This is a genomic window from Streptomyces sp. CB03234, assembly GCF_001905885.1.
GTDB lineage: Bacteria > Actinomycetota > Actinomycetes > Streptomycetales > Streptomycetaceae > Streptomyces.
Map to the genome: position 1 here is coordinate 498,169 of NZ_LIYH01000001.1, position 20,401 is coordinate 518,569.

The following is a 20,401-nucleotide window of genomic DNA, read 5'->3' on the forward strand; positions in this document are numbered from 1 at the left end:
GCGATCGACCCGCGCATCACCGTCGTACCGCTCGTCGACACCCGCCCCTCCTCGCCCACCAACGAGAGCACGCACGAGCGGCACCTGCTGCCCGCGGAGCACTTTCCGAAGAGCGAGGCGCGGTACAAGGAGTACAGCCGCCTCACCGACGAGCGTGTGCGCGACCACTACGCCGGCTCCGACGCCGACGTCGTCATCGGCACCCGGCCCGGACTCGTCGCGTACGTCGCCGCGTTCGCGCCCGAAGGCGCCGTGCTCGTCGGGCAGGAGCACATGACGCACAACCACCACAAGCCCGTCCTGCGGGCCGAGATGGCCGCGTTCCTGACGAAGCTCGACGCGTTCGTCACCGTCTCCGAGGGCGACGCGGCTTCCTGGCGGGCGCAGATGCCGCTGCCCGGCACCCGGGTGCTCGCGATCCCCAACAGCGTGCCGGAGCCGGTCGTCACGCCGTCCGACACCTCGGGCACCACCATCGTGGCGGCCGGGCGGCTGGCGTCCGAGAAGCAGTACCACGTGCTGATCGAGGCGTTCGCCAAGGTGGTCGCCCAGCGCCCCGAGTGGACGTTGCGCATCTGCGGCTGGGGCAACCAGAAGGACCGGCTGCGCAAGAGGATCGACGACCTGGGCCTCTACAACAGCGTCCACCTCATGGGCCCGCGTTCCCCCATCGAGCCCGAGTGGGTCAAGGGCGCCATCGCCGTGTCCACCTCCCGCCACGAGTCCTTCGGCATGACGCTCGTCGAGGCGATGCGCTGCGGCCTGCCCGTGGTGTCCACCGACTGCGACTACGGCCCCCGCGAGATCATCAAGGACGGCGAGGACGGCCTGCTCGTACCCGTCGGTGACGTCGACGCCATCGCCGGCGCGCTGATCCGGCTCATCGACGACCCCGCGCTCCGCCGCCGTATGGGCGCCGCCGCCCTCGTCAACGGCCGCCGTTTCGACCCGGGCCCGGTGGCCAAGCAGTACGAGGAGCTGTTCGCCGAGCTCGGCGCGGCCGCCACCCACCGCTCCGGCCGCCACCCGGGGGCGGCCGCCCCCGCGCCGGGAACCGTCGCCGACTGCGTCGTGGACGACGAGGGCACCGTCACCGTGACGCTGCTCACCCCTCGTAAGGGCGCCCGTCTGGTGGTCCAGGAGCGGGGCTTCCCCTTCGACGAGCACGGCACCGCGACCGTCCCGGCCGGCACGCCGTTCGCCGAGGGCGTCCACCCCGCCCACCTCGAGCTGCCGGGTACGGGCGAACGCGTACCGCTCGCCACCCGCGCCGTCGACCAGCGCGGCGCCATGCGGGCGGCCGCCCGCCAGGGCGCCGGCGAACCGGTTCGGCAGCTCGTTCCGTATACGAGGAGCGGTGCTCTGCACCTGCGCTCCTGGGTGCGCTCCCGTCATGCCGAGGTCGGCGACGTCCGGATCCAGGGCGGGACGGTCACGCTGTCCGCGCGGCTGTACGGCGCCGCCGGGACCGGTGGCGAACCGGCTCTGCTGCTGCGGCGGCGCGGCAAGGCCCCGCTGGAGCTGGCCTTCCCCGGCACCCGGGAGGGCAGTGGCGGTTTCCGGTTCACCTTCTCCTGCACGGCCCCCGCCGCCCGCCAGCAGGACTCTCACGATGTGTGGGACCTGTGGCTGCGGCCCGCCCCGGACGCCGAGCCGGTCCGGCTGGCGCGCATCCTCGACGACGTCGTGGAGAAGGGCTCCCTCTTCCCCTACCCCCCGGCCGAACTGCGCAAGAAGCAGCCGCTGGGGCCGGTGCGCGCCCTGGTCAGGAAGCTGGTGGGCACGCCGCGGGAACGGGTCGTGATCAAGGTTTTCTACAGCGCCGCCAACGATCTCGTCCTCAATGTGGTCGACAAGCCGGCCGCGTGATGTCGGTCACCGGTGCACCCTCGCGGCGCCTGCCCGCTCTCCCTGGCCACAGCGTGAACACCAGGTGTCGCGCGGGTGTGGGGTGCCCTCTGTCCGCCTTGCGAGACGGTCACGGAGAGTGCGACCATCAGCCCGTCCCCCAGTCGTCGCAAGGTAGGTCGTTCTGTGTCAGCGCCGCATGAAGCCAAGACCCGCACCACAGCTGTCGTGCTCGCCGGCGGTACCGGCCAGCGCGTGGGTCTCGCGATCCCGAAGCAGTTGCTGAAGATCGCGGGCAAGGCGGTCATCGAGCACACGCTGACGATCTTCGAACAGGCCGAGTGCGTCGACGACGTGATCGTGCTGATGGCGCCGGGGTTCGTGCCCGACGTCGAGAAGATCATCGCCAAGGCGGGGCTCACCAAGGTCACCCGTGTCATCGAGGGCGGCGCCACCCGCAACGAGACCACCGAGCGCGCCATCGAGGCCCTCGGCGAGGGCCTCGGGCAGGGCGAGGACCTCAACGTCCTCTTCCATGACGCGGTGCGTCCACTTTTGTCACAGCGTGTCATCAAGGACTGTGTCGACGCCCTCGACCGCTACCAGGCCGTCGACGTCGCCATCCCGTCCGCGGACACCATCATCGTGACCCGCACCCACGGCGAGGACGGCGAGTTCATCACCGACGTACCCGACCGCTCCCGGCTGCGCCGCGGCCAGACCCCGCAGGCGTTCAAGCTGTCCACGATCAAGCGGGCGTACGAGATCGCGGCCGGTGACCCCAACTTCCAGGCGACGGACGACTGCAGCGTCGTCCTGAAGTACCTGCCGGACGTGCCGATCTACGTCGTCGCGGGCGACGAGTACAACATGAAGGTCACCCAGCCCGTCGACGTCTTCATCGCCGACAAGCTGTTCCAGCTGGCCTCCACCGCCGCCCCGCGCCAGGCCGACGAGGCCGCCTACCGCGAGCTGCTGTCCGGCAGGACCCTCGTCGTCTTCGGCGGCTCGTACGGCATCGGCGCCGACATCGCCGCCCTCGCCGAGCGGTACGGCGCCACCGTGTACGCGCTGGGCCGCTCCACCACCGGCACGCACGTCGAGAACCCCGAGCACGTCGAGGAGGCGCTCGCCACGGCGTACGCGGAGAGCGGCCGTATCGACTACGTCATCAACACGGCGGGCGTGCTGCGCATCGGCAAGCTCGCCGAGACGGACAACGCGACCATTCAGGAAGCGCTGAACGTCAATTACCTGGCGCCCGTGCAGATCGCGCGCGCCGCGTACAAATACCTGGCCGAGACCAAGGGGCAGCTCCTGCTCTACACCTCCTCCAGCTACACCCGCGGCCGCGCCGAGTACAGCCTTTACTCGTCCACCAAGGCGGCCATGGTGAATCTCACCCAGGCCCTCGCCGACGAATGGGCCGGCGAGGGAATCCGGGTGAATTGCGTCAACCCCGAGCGCACCGCCACACCGATGCGTACGAAGGCGTTCGGCCAGGAGCCCGCCGGATCGCTGCTGTCCTCCGAGGCCGTGGCCCGGACCTCGCTGGACGTGCTGCTCTCCGAGCTCACCGGCCATGTCATCGACGTACGGCAGCAGGACCCCACCCGTGGGGCGAGCGAGGCGTCCGGCTTCGAGCAGGCTCTGGCCTCGGTGCTGGACCGACAGGAAGATGTGTAATACTCACCAGATGTGCTTTTCGGGCCTCTGTGTCGCACCTCGCGAATGCAGAGGCCCGAGTTCGTAAGGCTCAATCCCTTTACGCCTTTACGAGAATCGTCCATGTGAAAAAACCGGCACCCCCTTCTGGAGCAGGTTCTTCGTGATTTCGACCGCCATTCGCCTGGCACGTGTAGGCAGTAGGTCAGAGCTCGCCGCGGCATTCCTCATGGGACTGGGTTATCCGTGCGTCATGCTCGCCGCCCTCCTCCCCAACCTCTGGTTCTTCGCGGCCGCCGGTGCCGTGACCTATGTCGCCGACTGGTATCTGCACCAGAAGAACAGTTACCTGATCAACCGGCTGAGCAAGATCCGCGCGGGACTGCCGATCCGCTTCCTGCTGCGCCAGCTGCTGCTGATCCTGCTGCTCGCCCGCGAAGGCCTCGCCGAACAGCCCGTGTTCTACGCGGCGGTCGCCTGCTTCCTGCTCTTCTACGGCCTCCAGGCCCCCCAGGGCGCCCTCGCCACCCTCATCCGGCTGCGCCGCACCATGCCGGTCGTCACCCGCAACATCGACCTCAACGCCGTACGCATCCCCGACGCCCCGCCGAAGGCGCTGCTCAACCGCTCCGCCGAGAAGATGCTGCACCTCGACGTCCCCGCCATGGCGGGCGTGATCGTCGCGGTCGCCACCGGCGTGAACCTCATCGGGTACGCGGGTGTCGCCGCCACGCTCGCCCTGGGCCTGCTCTACACCGCGGCCCTCGTCCCCCACCTGCGCCGCAAGCGCCGTGTGCCCGCCACGGGCGCCGTCCTCAAGGCCGTCGGCACCTGGCTGCGCGAGTACCAGCCGACGGTCGCGCTGTACTTCTCCGGCTCCGACGACTCCGCGTACCAGGTCAACATGTGGCTGGAGACGATGGAGCAGGTCGACGGCCGGCCGCTGATCATCATGCGCGAGCGGAACCTGGTCAAGAAGCTCAACCCGACGTCCGTGCCGATCCTGTGCGTGCCCGGCGGTCAGCACCTGATGGCCATGGACCTGTCGTCGATCCGCGTCACGCTGTACCCCGCCAACGTCGGCAAGAACATCCACATGCTGCGCGTACCGACCATGAAGCACGTCTTCATCGGGCACGGCGACAGCGACAAGCTCGCCAGCGTCAACCCGTTCTCCAAGGTGTACGACGAGGTCTGGACCGCCGGCCGGGCCGGCCGCGACCGGTACGCGCTCGCCGACGTCGGCGTCCGCGACGACGACATCGTCGAGGTGGGCCGCCCTCAGCTCGCCCCGATCACGACCTGGACGGGCACGCCCAAGAACCCGATCCCCACCATCCTGTACGCCCCCACCTGGGAGGGCTGGGACAACAACCCCGGCAACACCTCGCTGCTGCTGGCCGGCGAGAACATCATGAAACGGCTGCTGAACGCCCCGCAGCCGGTCCGCGTGATCTACAAGCCGCACCCCTTCACCGGACTCGTCAACAAGAAGGCGAAGGCCGTCGACGAGCGGCTGCAGAAGATGGTCGCCGCGGCGAACGCGGCGCGCGCCGCCGAGCCGCGCTGGGCCGAGGAGAGCGCCGCCGCGGAAGGCACCCAGGCCGCGGCCCGCGCCGAACTCGCCCGTATCGAGGCGCGCATCACGCAGCTCGCCGCCCCCGGCCGCAAGGGCGGCGACGAGGCCGAGGAGTCGCGCGTCTCGCTCGCCGACCCCCAGCGCCTCGCCGAGATCAAGCGGCTGCGGGCCGAGTGGAACGACGCGTACTGGCGCTCCTTCGGCTGGTGGGAGCACAAGGTCGTCACCGGCGCCGAGCCGAAGCTGTACGACTGCTTCAACGAGGCCGACGGCATGGTCTCGGACATCTCCAGCGTCGTGTCGGACTTCATCGCCAGCGGCAAGCCGTACGCCGTGACGGACTCCGCCGAGCTGGGCGTCGACGAGTTCAAGCGCCAGAACACGGCCGTCCGGGCCGCGGTCGTCCTCTCCAACAGCGCCGCCGAGCTGGACGAGTTGCTGGCCGCCGTGGCCGACCCGGCCGCCGACCTGCTCGCGGCGGAGCGGAAGCTGCTCAAGCAGTACCTGCTGGGCCCCGACGAGCCCACGTCGATCGAGCAGTTCAACGCCGCCGTGCGCGCGCTGACCGCCAGGGCGGAGGCCCGCAACAGCGGCGTCGCGCAGCGGCTGGCCGGGCAGCGGATCGGCGAGCTCGACCAGGAGGCCGACGGCGCGGGCGCCGAGCCGGTGGGCGCCGCGCTCGACACGGTGGCGGAGAAGGGTGCCGAGGAGGCCACGGTGGCGGGCTGAGCCGCCCGGCTCCGCCCGTCGGCGTAAAGCAGGACGTACACCCCGCGGCCCGTAAGTCCCTCGTCCGAGGAGCACTTACGGGCCGCTGTGCGCGCCGTCACACCCGGGAAACGCGCAGAGGGCACCATGACGGGCGACCTTCGTCCGTCTACCGCCGGGTCTACCGCCAGGCCTGCCGCCGGGGTAGGGAATGCAGTGGGTGCCGATGACTGAGAACACTCCTGATGTCAGCGTGATCATCGGGGCCTACGAGGCGATGCCGTACCTGGTGAAGTGCCTGGAATCGGTGGAGGCCCAGACACTCGGCGCCCACCGGATCGAGATCGTCGCCGTCGACGACGGCTCGACCGACGGCACGGGGGAGTACCTGGAGGAGTTCGCCGCCCGCTCCAAGGTCCGCACGCGGGTCGTCCGGCAGGCCAACTCCGGTGGCCCGAGCGGCCCGCGCAACACCGGACTCGCCCTCGCGCGCGGCCGTTACGTCTTCTTCCTCGACGCCGACGACTACTTCGGCGAGGAGGCGCTGGAACGGCTCGTCGCCATGGCCGACAAGGCCGGTACGGACGTGGTGCTCGGCAAGACCGTCGGCGTCAACCGCAACGCCGCCAAGTCGATGTGGAAGCAGACCGTCGAACGCGCCGACATCTACCGCTCCAACGTCAAGTACACGCTCAGCGCCCAGAAACTCTTCCGGCGCGAGCTGCTCGTCAAGCACGGCATGCGGTTCGACGAGTCGCTGACGACCGGCGAGGACGCGCTGTTCACGCTGGAGGCGTACCTGCGCGGCAGCGGCGTATCGGTGGTCGCCGACTACACGTGCTACTACCTGGTGGGCCGCGAGGACGGTAAACACCTGACGAAGACCGGCGGTTACGTGCCCCGCTTCGACTCGGCCAAGGCCCTGATGGAGCTGATCGCCGCGCACGTACCGGCGGGAGAGCGCCGCAACCTGCTCATGCTGAGGCCGTTCACGGTGACGCTGCTGCCCCAGTTCGGGCCCGTCGTGCTGCGGCAGCCCCGCGACATCCTGCTCGCCAAGCTGGAGCTGGCCGCGCCGCTGATGGCCGCGTACTGGACGCCCGGTGTGGCGGGCCGCCTCAAGACCGAGGACCGGCTGCGCCTGACGTGCGTGGCGATGGACAAGCCCGACGCGCTCGTGGACGTCGTCACCTTCCTGCACGAGGGCAAGCAGCCGCAGCGGGTACGCGGGTGGGGCCGCGCGTACCTGGCGTACCCGCACTTCCGCGACCCGGCGGTGGGCATCCCGGACACCGCGTACGAAGTGCGCGGCGCGGCCCGGCCGCTGACCGTCGCGCGGCGCCGGGCCCGGCGGCTGGCGGGGCGGGTGGCGGGGCGGGTGGCGGGGCGCGTGCTGCGGCGGGTGAGGCGGATGCGGGAGGCACGGGCGGGGGCGTGACCGGCGGTGTGGGCGGAGGCGCGGCCGGTGGTGCGGGCGGACGTGACCGGCGTTGCGGGCGGAGGCGCGGCCGGTGGTGCGGGCGGACGTGACCGGCGGTGTGGGCGGGGCCCGGTTCCGGTCGGGCCGGCCTGTCCAGGGCGCTGTCCAGCGGCTGGAATACGCGCGCGCGCAACGCCGCGCCTGGCATAGATTTCCCACGTGACAGTGGCAAGGCAGCACGTAACGGAAGCCCGCAGGATCGTCGTCAAGGTCGGTTCGTCGTCCCTGACCACCGCCTCCGGCGGCCTCGACGCCGACCGCGTCGACGCGCTCGTCGACGTACTCGCCAAGGTCCGCAGCGGAGGTGAGAAGGAGATCGTCCTGGTCTCCTCCGGCGCCATCGCCGCCGGCCTCGCACCACTCGGCCTGGCCCGCCGCCCCAAGGACCTGGCCCGCCAGCAGGCCGCCGCCAGCGTCGGCCAGGGCCTGCTCGTCGCCCGCTACACCGCCTCCTTCGCCCGCTACGGCGTACGCGTCGGCCAGGTCCTGCTCACCTCCGACGACACCAGCCGCCGCGCCCACTACCGCAACGCCTACCGGACGCTCGACCAGCTGCTCGCCATGGGCGCCGTGCCGGTCGTCAACGAGAACGACACGGTCGCCACCGACGAGATCCGGTTCGGCGACAACGACCGGCTCGCCGCCCTGGTGGCCCACCTGGTGCGGGCCGACCTGCTGGTGCTGCTCTCCGACGTGGACGGGCTGTACGACGGCGACCCGTCGAAGCCCGGCACCTCGCGCATCGCGGAGGTGCGCGGACCGGCCGACCTCGAAGGCGTCGAGATCGGCTCGGCCGGCAAGGCCGGCGTCGGCACCGGCGGCATGGTCACCAAGGTCGAGGCGGCCCGCATCGCCGCGGCCGCCGGCGTACCCGTCGTCCTGACCTCGGCCAGCCGCGCCGCCGACGCCCTCGCGGGCCGCGACACCGGCACGTACTTCCACCGCACCGGCCGCCGCTCCGCCGACCGGCTGCTGTGGCTGGCCCACGCCTCCACCCCGCAGGGCGCCCTGATCCTGGACGACGGCGCGGTGCGCGCGGTCGTCGAGGGGAAGAAGTCGCTGCTCCCGGCGGGCATCGCGGCCGTCGAGGGCGACTTCGGCGCCGGGGACCCCGTCGAGCTGCGCGACGCCTCCGGCCGGGCCGTCGCGCGGGGACTGGTCAACTTCGACGCCAAGGAGATCCCCCAGCTCCTGGGCCGGTCCACCAGGGAGCTGGCGAAGGAACTGGGCCCGGCGTACGAGAGGGAGGTCGTACACAGGGACGATCTTGTCGTCCTCCAGCCCTAGAACGGCCGTGGCCCGGCCCCAGAACGGCTGAAAGTCCCGCCATCCGCCAGAGACCTTCACCAAAACCGCCCCATGTTCCGCGCAAGACTGGTCAACTTTGTCTCAGGGGTAAGCGGGGTGACAGCACCACGACGCACAAGACGCACACACAGGAGGCCGCCGGTGAGACGAGCGCGCCCAGGGGCTCTGCCCCGAGGGACGGCCGAACGTGCCTTGACGAGTGTCGAGGCCGGGGCCGACTTCGACGAAACCGTCCTGGACGACGGCGCCGCGGCCCGGCAGGCGGGAAGTCAGCCGGACCGGCACACGCCGGACCGGCCGGTGTCCAAGCTGTGGCACATCACGCTCAGCGTCTCGGGCCAGGAGGCCCCGCTCAAGGACGTCAGACGGGCCCTGGAGCAGCTCGCCCACGACCACCCGTTCCTCCTGACCAGCCGGTATGCCAACGACCACGCCGAGATCCGGTACTGGGAAGAGGCCCGCGACCTGCACGACGCCGCAGCCGTCGCGCTGCGGCTGTGGGGGGAGCACCGGCAGAGCGCCGGGCTGCCACCGTGGGAGATCGTCGGCCTGGAGGTCATCGACCGCGAGACGTACCACCTGCGGATCGCGGAGGGGTACGGCCCGCCGCCCGCCGCCCCCGTGGGCGTACACCCGTACTGACGTACCGGCTGTGGGGTGTCTCGCAGAGCGGGATATGTGATGGATGCCCGTCGGGAGCGCATTACGCTGCGAGTATGACCTCGTCGCATTCCCCCGCTTCCTCCGCTTCGCAGCCCGCCTCGGAGTCGGGCTCGCCGTCCGTCACGCCGTACGACGACATGACCCCGGTCACCCGGGCCGCCTACCGGGCCCGCGCCGCCGCCGCCGAAATCGCGCCACTCCCGCGCGCGGCCAAGGACGACGCGCTGCTGGCGATCGCGGACGCGCTCGAGGTCCGGACGAGCGAGATCGTCGAGGCCAACGCCGAGGACGTCGCCCGCGCCCGCGAGGCCGGCACCAGCGAGTCGATCATCGACCGGCTGACCCTCACCCCCGAGCGGGTACGGGCCATCGCCGCCGACGTCCGCGACGTGGCCGCGCTGCCCGACCCGGTCGGCGAGGTCGTCCGCGGCTCCACCCTCCCCAACGGCATCGACCTCCGCCAGGTCCGCGTCCCCCTCGGTGTCGTCGGCATCATCTACGAGGCCCGGCCGAATGTGACGGTCGACGCCGCCGCCCTGTGCCTGAAGTCCGGCAACGCGGTGCTGCTGCGCGGCTCGTCGTCGGCGTACTCCTCCAACACCGCCCTCGTCCGCGTCCTGCGCGACGCGGTCGGCGGCGCCGGCCTGCCCGCCGACGCGGTCCAGCTGGTGCCCGGCGAGTCCCGCGACTCGGTGCGTGAGCTGATGCGCGCCCGCGGCCTGGTCGACGTCCTGATCCCGCGCGGCGGCGCCTCCCTGATCCGCACGGTCGTCGAGGAGTCCACCGTCCCGGTGATCGAGACCGGCACCGGCAACTGCCACGTGTACGTCGACGCCCAGGCCGACATCGACATGGCCGTCGACATCCTGATCAACTCCAAGGCGCAGCGGCCCAGCGTCTGCAACGCCGCCGAGACGCTCCTCGTCCACCAGGACATCGCCGACACCTTCCTGCCGCGCGCCCTCGACGCGCTCGCCGAGGCGGGCGTCACCGTCCACGGCGACGAGCGGGTCGTCGCGTACGCGGACGGGTCCAAGGCCACCGTGGTGGCCGCCACGGCCGAGGACTGGGAGACCGAGTACCTCTCGTACGACATCGCCGCCGCCGTCGTCGACTCGCTGGACGCCGCCGTCGCGCACATCCGGCTGTGGACCTCAGGCCACACCGAGGCGATCGTCACCACCTCCCAGGCGGCCGCCCGCCGCTTCACCCAGCTGGTCGACTCCACGACGGTCGCGGTCAACGCCTCCACGCGCTTCACCGACGGCGGCCAGTTCGGCTTCGGCGCCGAGATCGGCATCTCGACGCAGAAGCTGCACGCCCGGGGCCCGATGGGGCTGCCGGAGCTGACGTCGACGAAGTACATCGTCACGGGCGACGGTCACACCCGGTAGGCGCCCTTTTCCGGGGTGGGGCCGGGCCTGGGGCTCGGTGTTGCTGTGGGTGGTGGGTCCTTGCGGGGGCGGCCTGACGCGTGCCGCCCTGCGGGGGAGCCGGGCGGGGGTGGGCCCGAGGGGCGCCGCCGCCAACCGGGATGGCGGGGGGAGAGTTCGTACTCTCCCTGCCCAAAACCACCTCCCCGGTCTACTCTGAATGCGTGCCGGACGACGTGGGGGGCAAGCCGTTTCCGGACGGCTGGGAGCCCGACGACGACCGCGGAGGCGCCGACGAGGACTTCGCCTCCGTGGTGTTCGACGAGGACTTCGTACGGGCCGCCGAAATCCATGAACCCACCGCCGTCGAGCGGCTGCTGGCCGCCGCCCAGGCGCGCGCGGACGCCGAGGCCGCACGGTCCGGGGCGGGCGGCGCCGCGGCCGACGACGAGCTGTACGAAGACGGGTACGGGCCCGGCGGCCATGCCCACGGCTGCGGCGACGGGCACGACCCCGCCGACGACGAGGGCGACCCCTACGGGGCGCACGGCGGCGCCCTGCGCCCGTACCGGCCCAGCTCCCGCTGGCACCGGCCGGTGGCGTGGATCCTCGCGGTGGTGATGGGCGTCGGGATGATCGCCCTCGCCTTCACGGCCGTCTACCGAGGTACCTCCGGCGGCCGCGGCGGGCAGGTCCCCGCACCGGCGACCAGCGGCATCGACACGCCTCCCGCGACGCCCGCCCCGAACGCTCCCTCCGCCTCCGCCGAGTACAGCGCCCCAGCCGTGCCGGCGGTGCCGCGAACACCCTGAGACCGCCCGCAGGTTGCCCCGTACCAGCGCGTTTACCGGGGCCTCGACAGACCTACCCTGAAGGTATGGCAGGGAGTGGCGACCCGCCTGAGGGGACACCGGAGGGGCTCCCCGGCGGTGGTGAGGACGAGTACCGATCCGTCGTCTTCGACGAGTCGTTCGTCCGCGCTGCCCGCCTGCAGGAATTCTCCGCGCAGGAACGCATGGGGGAGCACGCCCAGGCGGTGCGCAGCCGCCCCGCGTGGGGCAGAGCCCCCGAGCGCTCCCGTCCCCGGCACGGCGCACTGGTGCTCGTGCTGGTACTCGCGGTCGCCTTCGCCGCGGTCATCTACCTGGGCGCCCGCAACAGCTACCAGCCGCTCACCGACCGGCGCGCCGAACCGCTGCGGATCACCGTGATCCCGCTGGCCCCGCAGGGCACGGTCCCGGGCGGAGAGCCCGCCGCCCTGTACGCCCACAGCCCCGCCGCCCAGTTCCGCTCGGGCGCCGCCGGTATCGCCCTCCCCGCCGCGAAGCGCACCGCGCACTTCTCCGAGAGCCAGGTGGTGACCGCGCTGAGCACCGTGAAGGACTACCTGGTGCAGTCCTCGCTCGACCCGGACGTCCTGACCGGAAGCGCCGTCCGGCAGGTGCGGCTGCTGCTCGACCCCGACCAGCTGGAGCAGTTCGACCGCAGCGTCGAGTCGCCCGCCGACGACGGGAGGCACGCCGCGACCGGCTGGCTGGTGCGCTTCGACACGGCCGAGGCGGCGCCGGCCGACACCGCCGCGCGCGTACGGGGCACGATGCGGGTGTCCGAGGTGGAGCCCGACGTCCTGGAGGTCACGTCGGACCACACGTTCGTCTACGCGGTGCGCCCGGCCGGGGCGGCAGCCGCCGACGCCTCGCTGTTCACCGTCCGCCGCGAGCTGGCCTTCCGCTTCGACCGGGAGGACCTGCGGATGCACCGGGTGGAGGTGCTCACCAGCCGGGTGCAGGCCGGCCCGCAGGCCTGCACGGCCGACGCGTCGGGCGCGCTGCACCCGCTGCTCGCCGGGCACCGGGCCACCCCGACGGGCCCCGCGGTCACCGATCCGTACGCCACCGGCACCCGGGGCACCGCTGCCCTCTGCGGCGCCCTGGCCCCCAGCGCCCAGCCCTCCCTCCCCGGGACCTGACCAGTCAGGCGCCCGCGCCTGGGGGATGGCCCCGTCGGGCGCCCGGGCCGTGAAGCCTGCGCCCGGGGATCCTGTCGGGCGCCTGGACCGTGAAGCGCGCGCCTGGGGGATGGCCCCGTCGGGCGCCCGGGCCGTGAAGCCCGCGCCCGGCGATGGCACCCGTCGGGCGCCCGCACCCTCGCTCACGGGTGGGCCGCGTCCGTCGCGGCACCCTTGACGCCGCAGTCCCAGCACCTGGCGCCCGGCCCGCGCCGGTCCCGGAACCCGGCCGCGCCGGTCCCGGCGCCCGGCGCCCTGGGACCGGGACGCCCAGGGCGGGCCGGACCGGGGCCCCGGGCGCGGGGCTCAGTCCGTGGGCCGGCCGTCGCCCCCCGTGGGGCCGGAGGCCCCGTTGGGGCCGCCCGAGCCGCCCGTGAACCTGTCGCGCAGCTTGCCGCCCAGGTCGCCGGCGCCGCCGGCTATGTCGCCGACCAGCTTCATCAGCGGGTCCTTGCTGGTGCGCACCGACTCGGCGTAGTGGGACGCCGATTCGCGGAAGGAGTCCGTGACCGATGTGTCCTTGTCCTCCGAGCGCCGCGGGTAGTGGCCGTCCATGATCCGCTGGTAGTCGCGGCTCTCGCCCCACTTCTTCAGCTCGGCGGCCCGCACCGTGGTGAACGGGTGCGAGCGCGGCAGCACGTTCAGGATCTTGAGCACCGAGTCGCGCAGGTCGCCCCCGGCCTCGTACTCCTCCGCCTGCTCCAGGAAGGCGTCCACGTTCATCTCATGCAGGTGGTTGCCGCCCGCGATCTTCATCAGCCCGCGCATCGACGCCTTCAGGTCCTGGCCCACCAGCAGCCCCGCCCGGTCCGCCGACAGCTCGGACTTGCGGAACCACTCGCGCAGCGCCGTCACGATCGCCATGATCGCGACATTGCCGAGCGGGATCCAGGCGATCTTCAGCGCCAGGCTGGTGAGGAAGAGCAGAACCGTGCGGTACACGGCGTGGCCCGACAGGGCGTGGCCGACCTCGTGGCCGACGACCGCCCGCATCTCCTCCTCGTCCAGCAGCTCCACCAGCCCCGTCGTGACGACGATGATCGGCTCGTCCAGCCCGATGCACATCGCGTTGGGCTTCGGGTCCTGCGTGACGTACATCGCCGGAACCTTCTCCAGGTCCAGGATGTAACAGGCGTCCCGCAGCATGGCGTTGAGGTGGGCGAACTGCGCGTCGCTCACCCGCACCGAGTCGGACAGGAAGAGCAGCCGCAGGCTGCGCTCCGGCAGCAGCCCGCTCAGCGCCTTGAAGACCGTGTCGAAGCCGCTGAGCTTGCGCAGGGCGACGAGCGCGGAACGGTCCGCCGGATGTTCGTACGCCCGGGACGAAATGCCCGGGAACCGCCTGCGCTGCCTGCTCGGCACGTTCTCGTGACTGCTGTCGGTCATGGAATGCCCCCTCTTCGTACGAGACCTCGCCTCGTCCCCCTGACGGCCCCCAGCGTAGGCGCTGGCGCCGCGGTGCGACCGGGCCTGTGGATAACCCTGGAGTCACGCTGCCGGCCGCCGCCGCCGAGCAGCGAAGACCCGGCGATACGCTCGGAATCGTGCTCGTCGTCCCGATCGCCGGAGCCGCCCGGCTCGCCGGGTTCCTCCGCCGCGGACACCGCGACCGATCACGACAACGACTGAGTCGGCGTGAGCGTGCCCGGACGGCCCGCATACGATGTGCGCGAAGTCTCCGCTCCGACTCCGATGGATAGGTCCTGCCGAAGATGAGCCTCCCCACCACCGCCGCCAGCCTCGTCACGCTCGCCCAGGGCGGCGAGCACGGTGGCAACCACGCCAGCCTCAACCCGTACATCACCGGTGGCGGCGCCCTCGTCGTGCTGCTCCTGCTGCTGTGGATCACCACGCGCTTCAACCGCGACCGCTGAGCCCTCGGCCGCTGAGCCCGCGACCGCTGAGCCCGCGACCGCCGGGGCCGCCCGCGGCGCCGTGCCACTAGGCTCTGCACGCATGGGAGACCAGCAAGTGCCTACCAGTTCCGGCAAACGCCGACTTGGCGTGATGGGCGGGACATTCGACCCGATCCACCACGGACACCTGGTGGCCGCCAGCGAGGTGGCCGCCCTGTTCCACCTGGACGAGGTGGTGTTCGTCCCGACCGGGCAGCCGTGGCAGAAGAGCCACAAGAATGTCTCCCCGGCCGAGGACCGTTACCTGATGACGGTCATCGCCACGGCGTCCAACCCGCAGTTCTCGGTCAGCCGTATCGACATCGACCGCGGCGGACCGACGTACACCATCGACACCCTGCGGGAACTGCGTGCCCTCAACGAGGACACCGACCTGTTCTTCATCACCGGAGCGGACGCGCTGTCCCAGATCATGCCGGGCTGGCGCAACGCCGAGGAGCTCTTCTCGCTCGCCCACTTCATCGGGGTGACCCGCCCGGGTCACGACCTGTCGGACGACGGGCTGCCCGAGGGCGGGGTCTCCCTGGTCGAGGTGCCGGCGCTGGCCATCTCCTCCTCGGACTGCCGGGCGCGGGTCGCCGCGGGCGATCCCGTCTGGTACCTGGTGCCGGACGGCGTGGTGCGCTACATCGACAAGCGCCAGTTGTACCGGGGCGAATGAGCCACGGAGAGGGGCACCGGTGAACGACCAGCAGAACCCGTACGACCCGTACTACCTGCCGCAACCGCAGATCGTCGGCTACGACGCGTACGGGCAGCCGGTGTACCAGCAGGCTCAGCAGCCGCAGCAGCATGAGCAGCAGCACCAGTACGACCCGTACGCACAGCCTCAGCAGTCCTACGGCTACGACCAGTACGCCGACACGTCGTACGCACAGCAGGGGTACGGGTACGAGGGCTACGCCCCCGGTTACGACACCGCCCACCAGCAGCCGGCCCCGCCGCCCTCGCCGCACCCGCAGCCGGCGCCCGCCGCCGTGCCCGAGCAGCGCCGCCCGGCGCCCGGGCCGGAACGGCCGGAACCGGAGCGTGAGTACCGTACCGAGCAGTTCTCCTTCGTCGAGGACCCGGACGAGGACTCCGAAGACGTCATCGACTGGCTCAAGTTCACCGAGAGCCGCTCCGAGCGCCGCGAGGAGGCCAAGCGGCGCGGCCGCAACCGGGTCGTCGCGCTCGTCGTCGTCCTGGCCGTGGCCCTCATCGGCGGCGTCGGCTACCTGTGGTCCGCCGGCAAGATCCCCGGGCTGTCCGACCAGGAGACCGAGCAGGGCGGCACCGCCGGCGGCCCGCAGAAGCGGGACGTGATCGTCCTGCACCTGCACAACACCAAGAACGAGGAGACGTCCACGGCGCTGCTGGTCGACAACGCCACGACCAGGCAGGGCACCACGATCCTGCTGCCCAACTCCCTCTCCGTCGCCAACGACGACGGCACCACCACCACGCTCGGCAAGTCCGTCGACGACGACGGCTCCACCGGCACCCGCGAGGCCATCGGTGCCCTGCTCGGTACCAAGATCACCGGTACGTGGCGGCTGGACACCCCGTACCTGGAGAACCTGGTCGAACTGGTCGGCGGCATCGAGATCAGCACCGACACCGAGGTGCCCGGCACCAAGAAGGGCGACGCGCCCCTGGTCGCGAAGGGCGACAACCAGACCCTGAACGGGCGCATGGCCGTCGCGTACGCCACCCACCGGGGTTCCGGCGAGGCGGAGGCCAAGCAACTGGAGCGGTTCGGGCAGGTCATCCAGGGCGTCCTGCGGAAGATGTCGGACGACCCCGAGTCGGCGACGGTCACGGTCCAGACGCTGGCGCAGATCCTGGACCCGTCGCTGCCCGAGAAGGACCTGGGCGCCTCCCTCGCCAAGCTCGCCGAACACGCCAAGGTGGGCGACTACAAGACGGCGCTGCTGCCCGTACAGGAGGACGGCACGCTCAGTGAGCAGGCGACGAGCAGTGTGGTGAAGGACATCCTGGGCGGCTCGGTCAGCGCCCCCGAGCAGGGCGCGGCCGTCCGGGTCGGGGTCAGGAACGCCTCCGGCAACGAGGACGCCACCGAGGCGGCACGGATCGTGCTGGTCAACGGCGGCTACGCCGTCGTGGACGGCGGCAAGGGCGACACAGAGTCGTCGTCGCAGGTCATCTATGGTGACGCGGCGCAGAAGGCGAAGGCCGAGGAGGTCGCCAAGACCCTGGGCCTGCCCGTCGGCGCGGTCGAGCAGGGCACGGCCGCGGCCAACGCGGACGTCACGGTCGTCCTGGGCCAGGACTACGAGGTCGAGTAGGGCGTCGAGGGAGGCGGTCGAGTAACGGTTTGCCGGGCTGTCGGTGGTACGTGAGACCCTGGGAGTGTTCTGGACCGCCGACGAAAGCTTGCATGTGACCGCCACTGACCGCTCCATCGAGCTCGTGACCGCCGCCGCCCAGGCGGCTGCCGACCGGCTCGCGCACGACATCATCGCCTACGACGTCAGCGACGTGCTGTCGATCACCGACGCCTTCCTGCTCGCCTCCGCGCCCAACGACCGTCAGGTCAAGTCGATCGTCGACGAGATCGAGGAGCGGCTGAACAAGGACCTCGGCGCCAAGCCGGTCCGCCGCGAGGGCGACCGCGACGCCCGCTGGATCCTGCTGGACTACGTCGACATCGTCGTCCACGTCCAGCACAGCGAGGAGCGGGTCTTCTACGCCCTGGAGCGGCTGTGGAAGGACTGCCCCGAGCTGCCTCTGCCCGAGGACGCCGTGAAGACCCGCGGCAAGGCGGAGGAGCACGCCCGGCTGAGCGGCGACGCCGACGGCTCGGACGGTGAGCTGAGCTGAACGGCACCAAGGGCGGCAGGGGCCGCCGGATCGTCCTCTGGCGGCACGGCCAGACGTCCTGGAACCTGGAGCGCCGGTTCCAGGGTTCCACGGACATCGAACTGACCGACACGGGCGTCACCCAGGCGCGCCGGGCCGCGCGGCTGCTCGCCGCGCTGAAGCCGGACGCGATCATCGCCTCCGATTTGAAGCGCGCGTCGGCCACGGCCGCCGAGCTGGCCGCCATCACCGGTCATCAGGTCAACCACGACTCCGCGCTGCGCGAGACGTACGCGGGCGAGTGGCAGGGCCTGACCCACGAGGAGATCCTCGCGCGGTACGGCGAGCAGTACGCCGCGTGGAAGCGTGGCGAGCCGGTGCGGCGCGGCGGTGGCGAACTGGAGACGGAGGTGGCCGACCGGGCCGCCCCCGTGGTGCTGGCGCACGCCGAGAAGCTGCCCGACGACGGCACGCTCGTCGTGGTGAGCCACGGCGGCACGATCCGCACCACCATCGGCCGGCTCCTCGGCCTGGAGTCGCACCACTGGGAGGGCCTGGGCGGGCTCTCGAACTGCTGCTGGTCGGTGCTGGGCGAGGGCGCGCGGGGCTGGCGCCTGCTGGAACACAACGCCGGAACGCTCCCGGAACCGGTCCTCGGCGACGACGACTGACCCGGATTTCACTTTCCGGCAGGTCACAGGCTAAAGTTCTTCTTGTTCGCAGCGCGGAGCGCGAAGAACACGAGGGGCTATAGCTCAGTTGGTAGAGCGCCTGCATGGCATGCAGGAGGTCAGGAGTTCAATTCTCCTTAGCTCCACAATCACCGGATCCCGTCCCCATCAGGGGGGCGGGATCCGCGCTTTCCCCACCGGCCCCGCCCGCCGCGCTCCCCGGCCCGGCTCCTTCTGCCGCCCCGGCCCGGCACCCGTGATCACGGCACGCCGCCGATGCCGGCGGTCTGCCGGCGACCGCCACTCAGCTCGGCCGGCTGATCGGCGTCGCGACCTTTGGCACACTCTTCCTCAGCCGTCCGAACGCGCCGGGGGCGTATGCATCGGCCGATGCGCTGTGGGTATGTGCCCCGGCACTGGCCGCCGCGTCGATCGTGGGCGCGTCGGCGGGGCTGGTGCGCCGACCCCGCTGACCCTCGTGCCGCGCCATGGCAGAATCGGACGGCCGGAGGGGGACGACGGTCCGGGACGGGAGGGAGTGCGCGATGGCGGCCAGGAGATCCGAGGAGGCTTCCGACCCGCTCACCGCGGCGCAGGCGGGCTCCGGACTCAGCTGCCCCTCGTGCGGTTCGTCCCACGTCGCCCAAGTGCTCGGTGACAATGGCGGAGTGTCCTATGTGTGCACGTCCTGCGGCCACACCTGGAGCTGATTGATGGGTGCACACAGGCGGAAATGCGACTGGTGCGGCAGCGGTACGCCGATCGTCCGCGACATGGACCCGGTCAACTCCGAGTACCAGTACTGGTGCGAGGAATGCGCGCGGGCGCTGATCATAAAAGGCGACCCCATCGAGACCTACCGGGAACTCGAAGGGGAGCCCATCTACGGGCGCCTGCTCGACGAGCACTGCACCCTCAAGCGGTTCTACTCCTTCGCCACTGCCTGACTCGTTCGCCACTGCCTCACCCCGAACGCGGCCAACACGCCCGTACCGACCAGGGTGTAGAGCGCGGACAGCAGCATCTGCCAGCCGTTCTGGTGGAGTTCGAGACGGACCGGCGCGGGAGCGTGCGGCACCCACCACAGGGCGAACGACGCGAACACCAGAGCCGTACCGACGGTCCAGGCCGGCCGTACCCGGGTCGCCAGGAGTATCAGCATCGGCACGCACCACACCCAGTGGTGGGACCAGGAGATCGGGCTCACCAGCAGCGCCGTCGTGGCGCACGCCACCACGGCCACCGGCCGGTCGTCGCGCAGCGCCGCCAGCACCGCGACGGTGATTCCCGCCACACCCACGACGACGGCCGCGACCAGCCACCACACCCCCGGGTCGGTGGTGTGCAGCAACCGGGCCAGCACGCCGCTCAGCGACTGGTTGGCGGTTTCCTCCTTGCGGCCGACCCGACTGGTCTCGAAGATCATTTCGGTCCAGAAGCGGCGCGAGTCGTACGGAAGGACGACGGCCGACGCCACGGTCACGCCGGCGAACACCCCGGTGGCGGTCGCCGCCTGCCGCAGCCACGGGTTCCAGCCCTGCTCCCACCCCCGCGCACGCGCGCGTGCTACCCCCACGACCAGCAGCAGGACGACGAACAGCCCGGGCGTCAGCTTCACCGCCGTGGCCAGACCGATCCCCACCCCGGCCCACCGGTTGTTCTCCCGCCGTGTCAGGTCCCACAGCACCGCCACCGCGATCAGCAGGTTGATCTGCCCGTACCGCAGCGTCGTCCACACCGGCTCGCACCAGACCAGGACCGCCGCCACCCACAGCGCCGTGCCCGGCCGGTCACGGCCCACCAAGCGCAGCGACAGATGCACCAGCGCCAGCAGCAGGAGCAGGTTCCCGGCGGTCGCCAGGGTGCGCATCTCCGGGACGCCGAGCAGCGTCAGCGGCGTGAACAGCAGCGCGGCGAACGGCGGGTACGTCGTCGGCAGGTTCGCCGATGTGGCGCGCATCGCATACAGGTCGCCCCCGGCCAGGACGGTCTCGCCCTCCGCGCGGTAGACGGAGAGGTCCAGCATGGTGACGTTGGCGGCGCGCTGCGCCATCCAGAAGGCCACGAAGGACAGCAGGCAGGCCGTTGCGGCGGCGGCGTAGGGCAGGCCCCGGAGGCGCGCCCGGAGGGTCATGGTCACGGTCACGAAGGGCGACGCTACCGGCCAGAGCCCTACCGACCGTAAACGATTTGGTGAACCACCGGGGGGACCGTGTAATGTTCTCTGTGTCGCCGCGAGGGAAGCCCGCAAGGGAGACCCGGCCAGGAGGAAACTCCGGAGGAGTGGCACACAGCGAGGGGCTATAGCTCAGTTGGTAGAGCGCCTGCATGGCATGCAGGAGGTCAGGAGTTCAATTCTCCTTAGCTCCACAGAATGTGG

At 71.4% G+C, this 20,401-nt stretch carries 16 protein-coding genes, 2 tRNA genes and 1 pseudogene; 17 read left to right on the top strand and 2 right to left on the bottom strand.

Annotation, left to right across the window (positions count from 1 at the left end; genetic code table 11):
* The 9 genes and pseudogenes from AMK26_RS02210 to AMK26_RS02250 form a co-directional block, all read left to right on the top strand.
* Nucleotides 1-1,869, top strand: a pseudogene (locus AMK26_RS02210) (glycosyltransferase family 4 protein); the annotation flags it as partial.
* 165 nt (nt 1,870-2,034) lie between these two features.
* A complete protein-coding gene (locus tag AMK26_RS02215) occupies nt 2,035-3,534 on the top strand; it encodes a bifunctional cytidylyltransferase/SDR family oxidoreductase (protein WP_073751263.1) in 1,500 nt (499 codons plus the stop codon).
* A 142-nt stretch (nt 3,535-3,676) separates the two neighbouring features.
* Nucleotides 3,677-5,821: a hypothetical protein gene (locus AMK26_RS02220; protein WP_073751265.1), complete on the top strand. Its 2,145-nt coding sequence runs from the start codon at nt 3,677-3,679 to the stop codon at nt 5,819-5,821.
* A 205-nt stretch (nt 5,822-6,026) separates the two neighbouring features.
* A complete protein-coding gene (locus AMK26_RS02225) occupies nt 6,027-7,238 on the top strand; it encodes a glycosyltransferase family 2 protein (RefSeq protein ID WP_241837769.1) in 1,212 nt (403 codons plus the stop codon).
* A gap of 201 nt (nt 7,239-7,439) precedes the next feature.
* Nucleotides 7,440-8,567, top strand: a complete 1,128-nt coding sequence (proB, locus tag AMK26_RS02230; RefSeq protein ID WP_073751269.1) for a glutamate 5-kinase — start codon at nt 7,440-7,442, stop codon at nt 8,565-8,567.
* A 162-nt stretch (nt 8,568-8,729) separates the two neighbouring features.
* The gene (locus AMK26_RS02235) at nt 8,730-9,230 is read left to right on the top strand and encodes a hypothetical protein (protein WP_073751271.1); all 501 of its coding nucleotides are present in this window, start codon (nt 8,730-8,732) and stop codon (nt 9,228-9,230) included.
* 158 nt (nt 9,231-9,388) lie between these two features.
* A complete protein-coding gene (locus AMK26_RS02240; protein ID WP_073751272.1) occupies nt 9,389-10,645 on the top strand; it encodes a glutamate-5-semialdehyde dehydrogenase in 1,257 nt (418 codons plus the stop codon).
* Between the two features lie 203 nt (nt 10,646-10,848).
* Nucleotides 10,849-11,436 (top strand): SCO2584 family spore wall biosynthesis protein, encoded by a 588-nt coding sequence (locus AMK26_RS02245; protein ID WP_073752951.1) that lies wholly within the window; start codon nt 10,849-10,851, stop codon nt 11,434-11,436.
* Nucleotides 11,437-11,501: 65 nt separating this feature from the next.
* Nucleotides 11,502-12,593: an SCO2583 family membrane protein gene (locus AMK26_RS02250; RefSeq protein ID WP_073751302.1), complete on the top strand. Its 1,092-nt coding sequence runs from the start codon at nt 11,502-11,504 to the stop codon at nt 12,591-12,593.
* Between the two features lie 345 nt (nt 12,594-12,938).
* On the opposite strand, the gene AMK26_RS02255 is transcribed toward AMK26_RS02250, so the two are convergent.
* Nucleotides 12,939-14,018, bottom strand: coding sequence for a M48 family metallopeptidase (locus AMK26_RS02255; protein WP_073751304.1), 1,080 nt, complete (start codon nt 14,016-14,018; stop codon nt 12,939-12,941).
* Nucleotides 14,019-14,344: 326 nt separating this feature from the next.
* Between AMK26_RS02255 and AMK26_RS37185 the strand changes: the two genes are divergently transcribed.
* From AMK26_RS37185 to AMK26_RS02290, 7 genes are all read left to right on the top strand, one after another.
* The gene (locus AMK26_RS37185; RefSeq protein ID WP_179166370.1) at nt 14,345-14,506 is read left to right on the top strand and encodes a hypothetical protein; all 162 of its coding nucleotides are present in this window, start codon (nt 14,345-14,347) and stop codon (nt 14,504-14,506) included.
* Between the two features lie 82 nt (nt 14,507-14,588).
* A complete protein-coding gene (nadD, locus tag AMK26_RS02260) occupies nt 14,589-15,209 on the top strand; it encodes a nicotinate-nucleotide adenylyltransferase (protein ID WP_073751306.1) in 621 nt (206 codons plus the stop codon).
* 19 nt (nt 15,210-15,228) lie between these two features.
* The gene (locus AMK26_RS02265) at nt 15,229-16,836 is read left to right on the top strand and encodes an LCP family protein (protein ID WP_073751308.1); all 1,608 of its coding nucleotides are present in this window, start codon (nt 15,229-15,231) and stop codon (nt 16,834-16,836) included.
* Nucleotides 16,837-16,930: 94 nt separating this feature from the next.
* Nucleotides 16,931-17,371, top strand: a complete 441-nt coding sequence (gene rsfS, locus AMK26_RS02270; RefSeq protein ID WP_073752953.1) for a ribosome silencing factor — start codon at nt 16,931-16,933, stop codon at nt 17,369-17,371.
* Complete coding sequence (locus tag AMK26_RS02275; protein WP_073751310.1) at nt 17,368-18,021, top strand: histidine phosphatase family protein; 654 nt, start codon at nt 17,368-17,370, stop codon at nt 18,019-18,021. The genes rsfS and AMK26_RS02275 overlap by 4 nt, the downstream gene beginning before the upstream one ends.
* 73 nt (nt 18,022-18,094) lie before the next feature.
* Nucleotides 18,095-18,167: transfer RNA gene (locus AMK26_RS02280), tRNA-Ala, on the top strand.
* A gap of 567 nt (nt 18,168-18,734) precedes the next feature.
* A complete protein-coding gene (locus tag AMK26_RS02290) occupies nt 18,735-18,968 on the top strand; it encodes a hypothetical protein (protein WP_073751314.1) in 234 nt (77 codons plus the stop codon).
* Here AMK26_RS02290 and AMK26_RS02295 read toward each other — a convergent pair.
* Nucleotides 18,947-20,167: a glycosyltransferase 87 family protein gene (locus AMK26_RS02295; RefSeq protein WP_073751316.1), complete on the bottom strand. Its 1,221-nt coding sequence runs from the start codon at nt 20,165-20,167 to the stop codon at nt 18,947-18,949. The genes AMK26_RS02290 and AMK26_RS02295 overlap by 22 nt on opposite strands.
* Nucleotides 20,168-20,318: 151 nt before the next feature.
* On the opposite strand from AMK26_RS02295, the gene AMK26_RS02300 reads away from it, so the two are divergent.
* Nucleotides 20,319-20,391 (top strand) — tRNA-Ala (locus AMK26_RS02300).
* Nucleotides 20,392-20,401: the final 10 nt, after the last annotated feature.

Excerpts from the sequence above, each read along its gene's own strand:
- AMK26_RS02225 (WP_241837769.1), top strand. The coding sequence starts at position 6,027 with ATGACTGAGAACACTCCTGATGTCAGCGTGATCATCGGGGCCTACGAG.
- AMK26_RS02240 (WP_073751272.1), top strand. The coding sequence starts at position 9,389 with ATGACCCCGGTCACCCGGGCCGCCTACCGGGCCCGCGCCGCCGCCGCC.
- AMK26_RS02255 (WP_073751304.1), bottom strand. The coding sequence starts at position 14,018 with ATGACCGACAGCAGTCACGAGAACGTGCCGAGCAGGCAGCGCAGGCGG.
- AMK26_RS02290 (WP_073751314.1), top strand. The coding sequence starts at position 18,735 with ATGGGTGCACACAGGCGGAAATGCGACTGGTGCGGCAGCGGTACGCCG.
- AMK26_RS02250 (WP_073751302.1), top strand. The coding sequence starts at position 11,502 with ATGGCAGGGAGTGGCGACCCGCCTGAGGGGACACCGGAGGGGCTCCCC.
- AMK26_RS37185 (WP_179166370.1), top strand. The coding sequence starts at position 14,345 with ATGAGCCTCCCCACCACCGCCGCCAGCCTCGTCACGCTCGCCCAGGGC.
- nadD (WP_073751306.1), top strand. The coding sequence starts at position 14,589 with ATGGGAGACCAGCAAGTGCCTACCAGTTCCGGCAAACGCCGACTTGGC.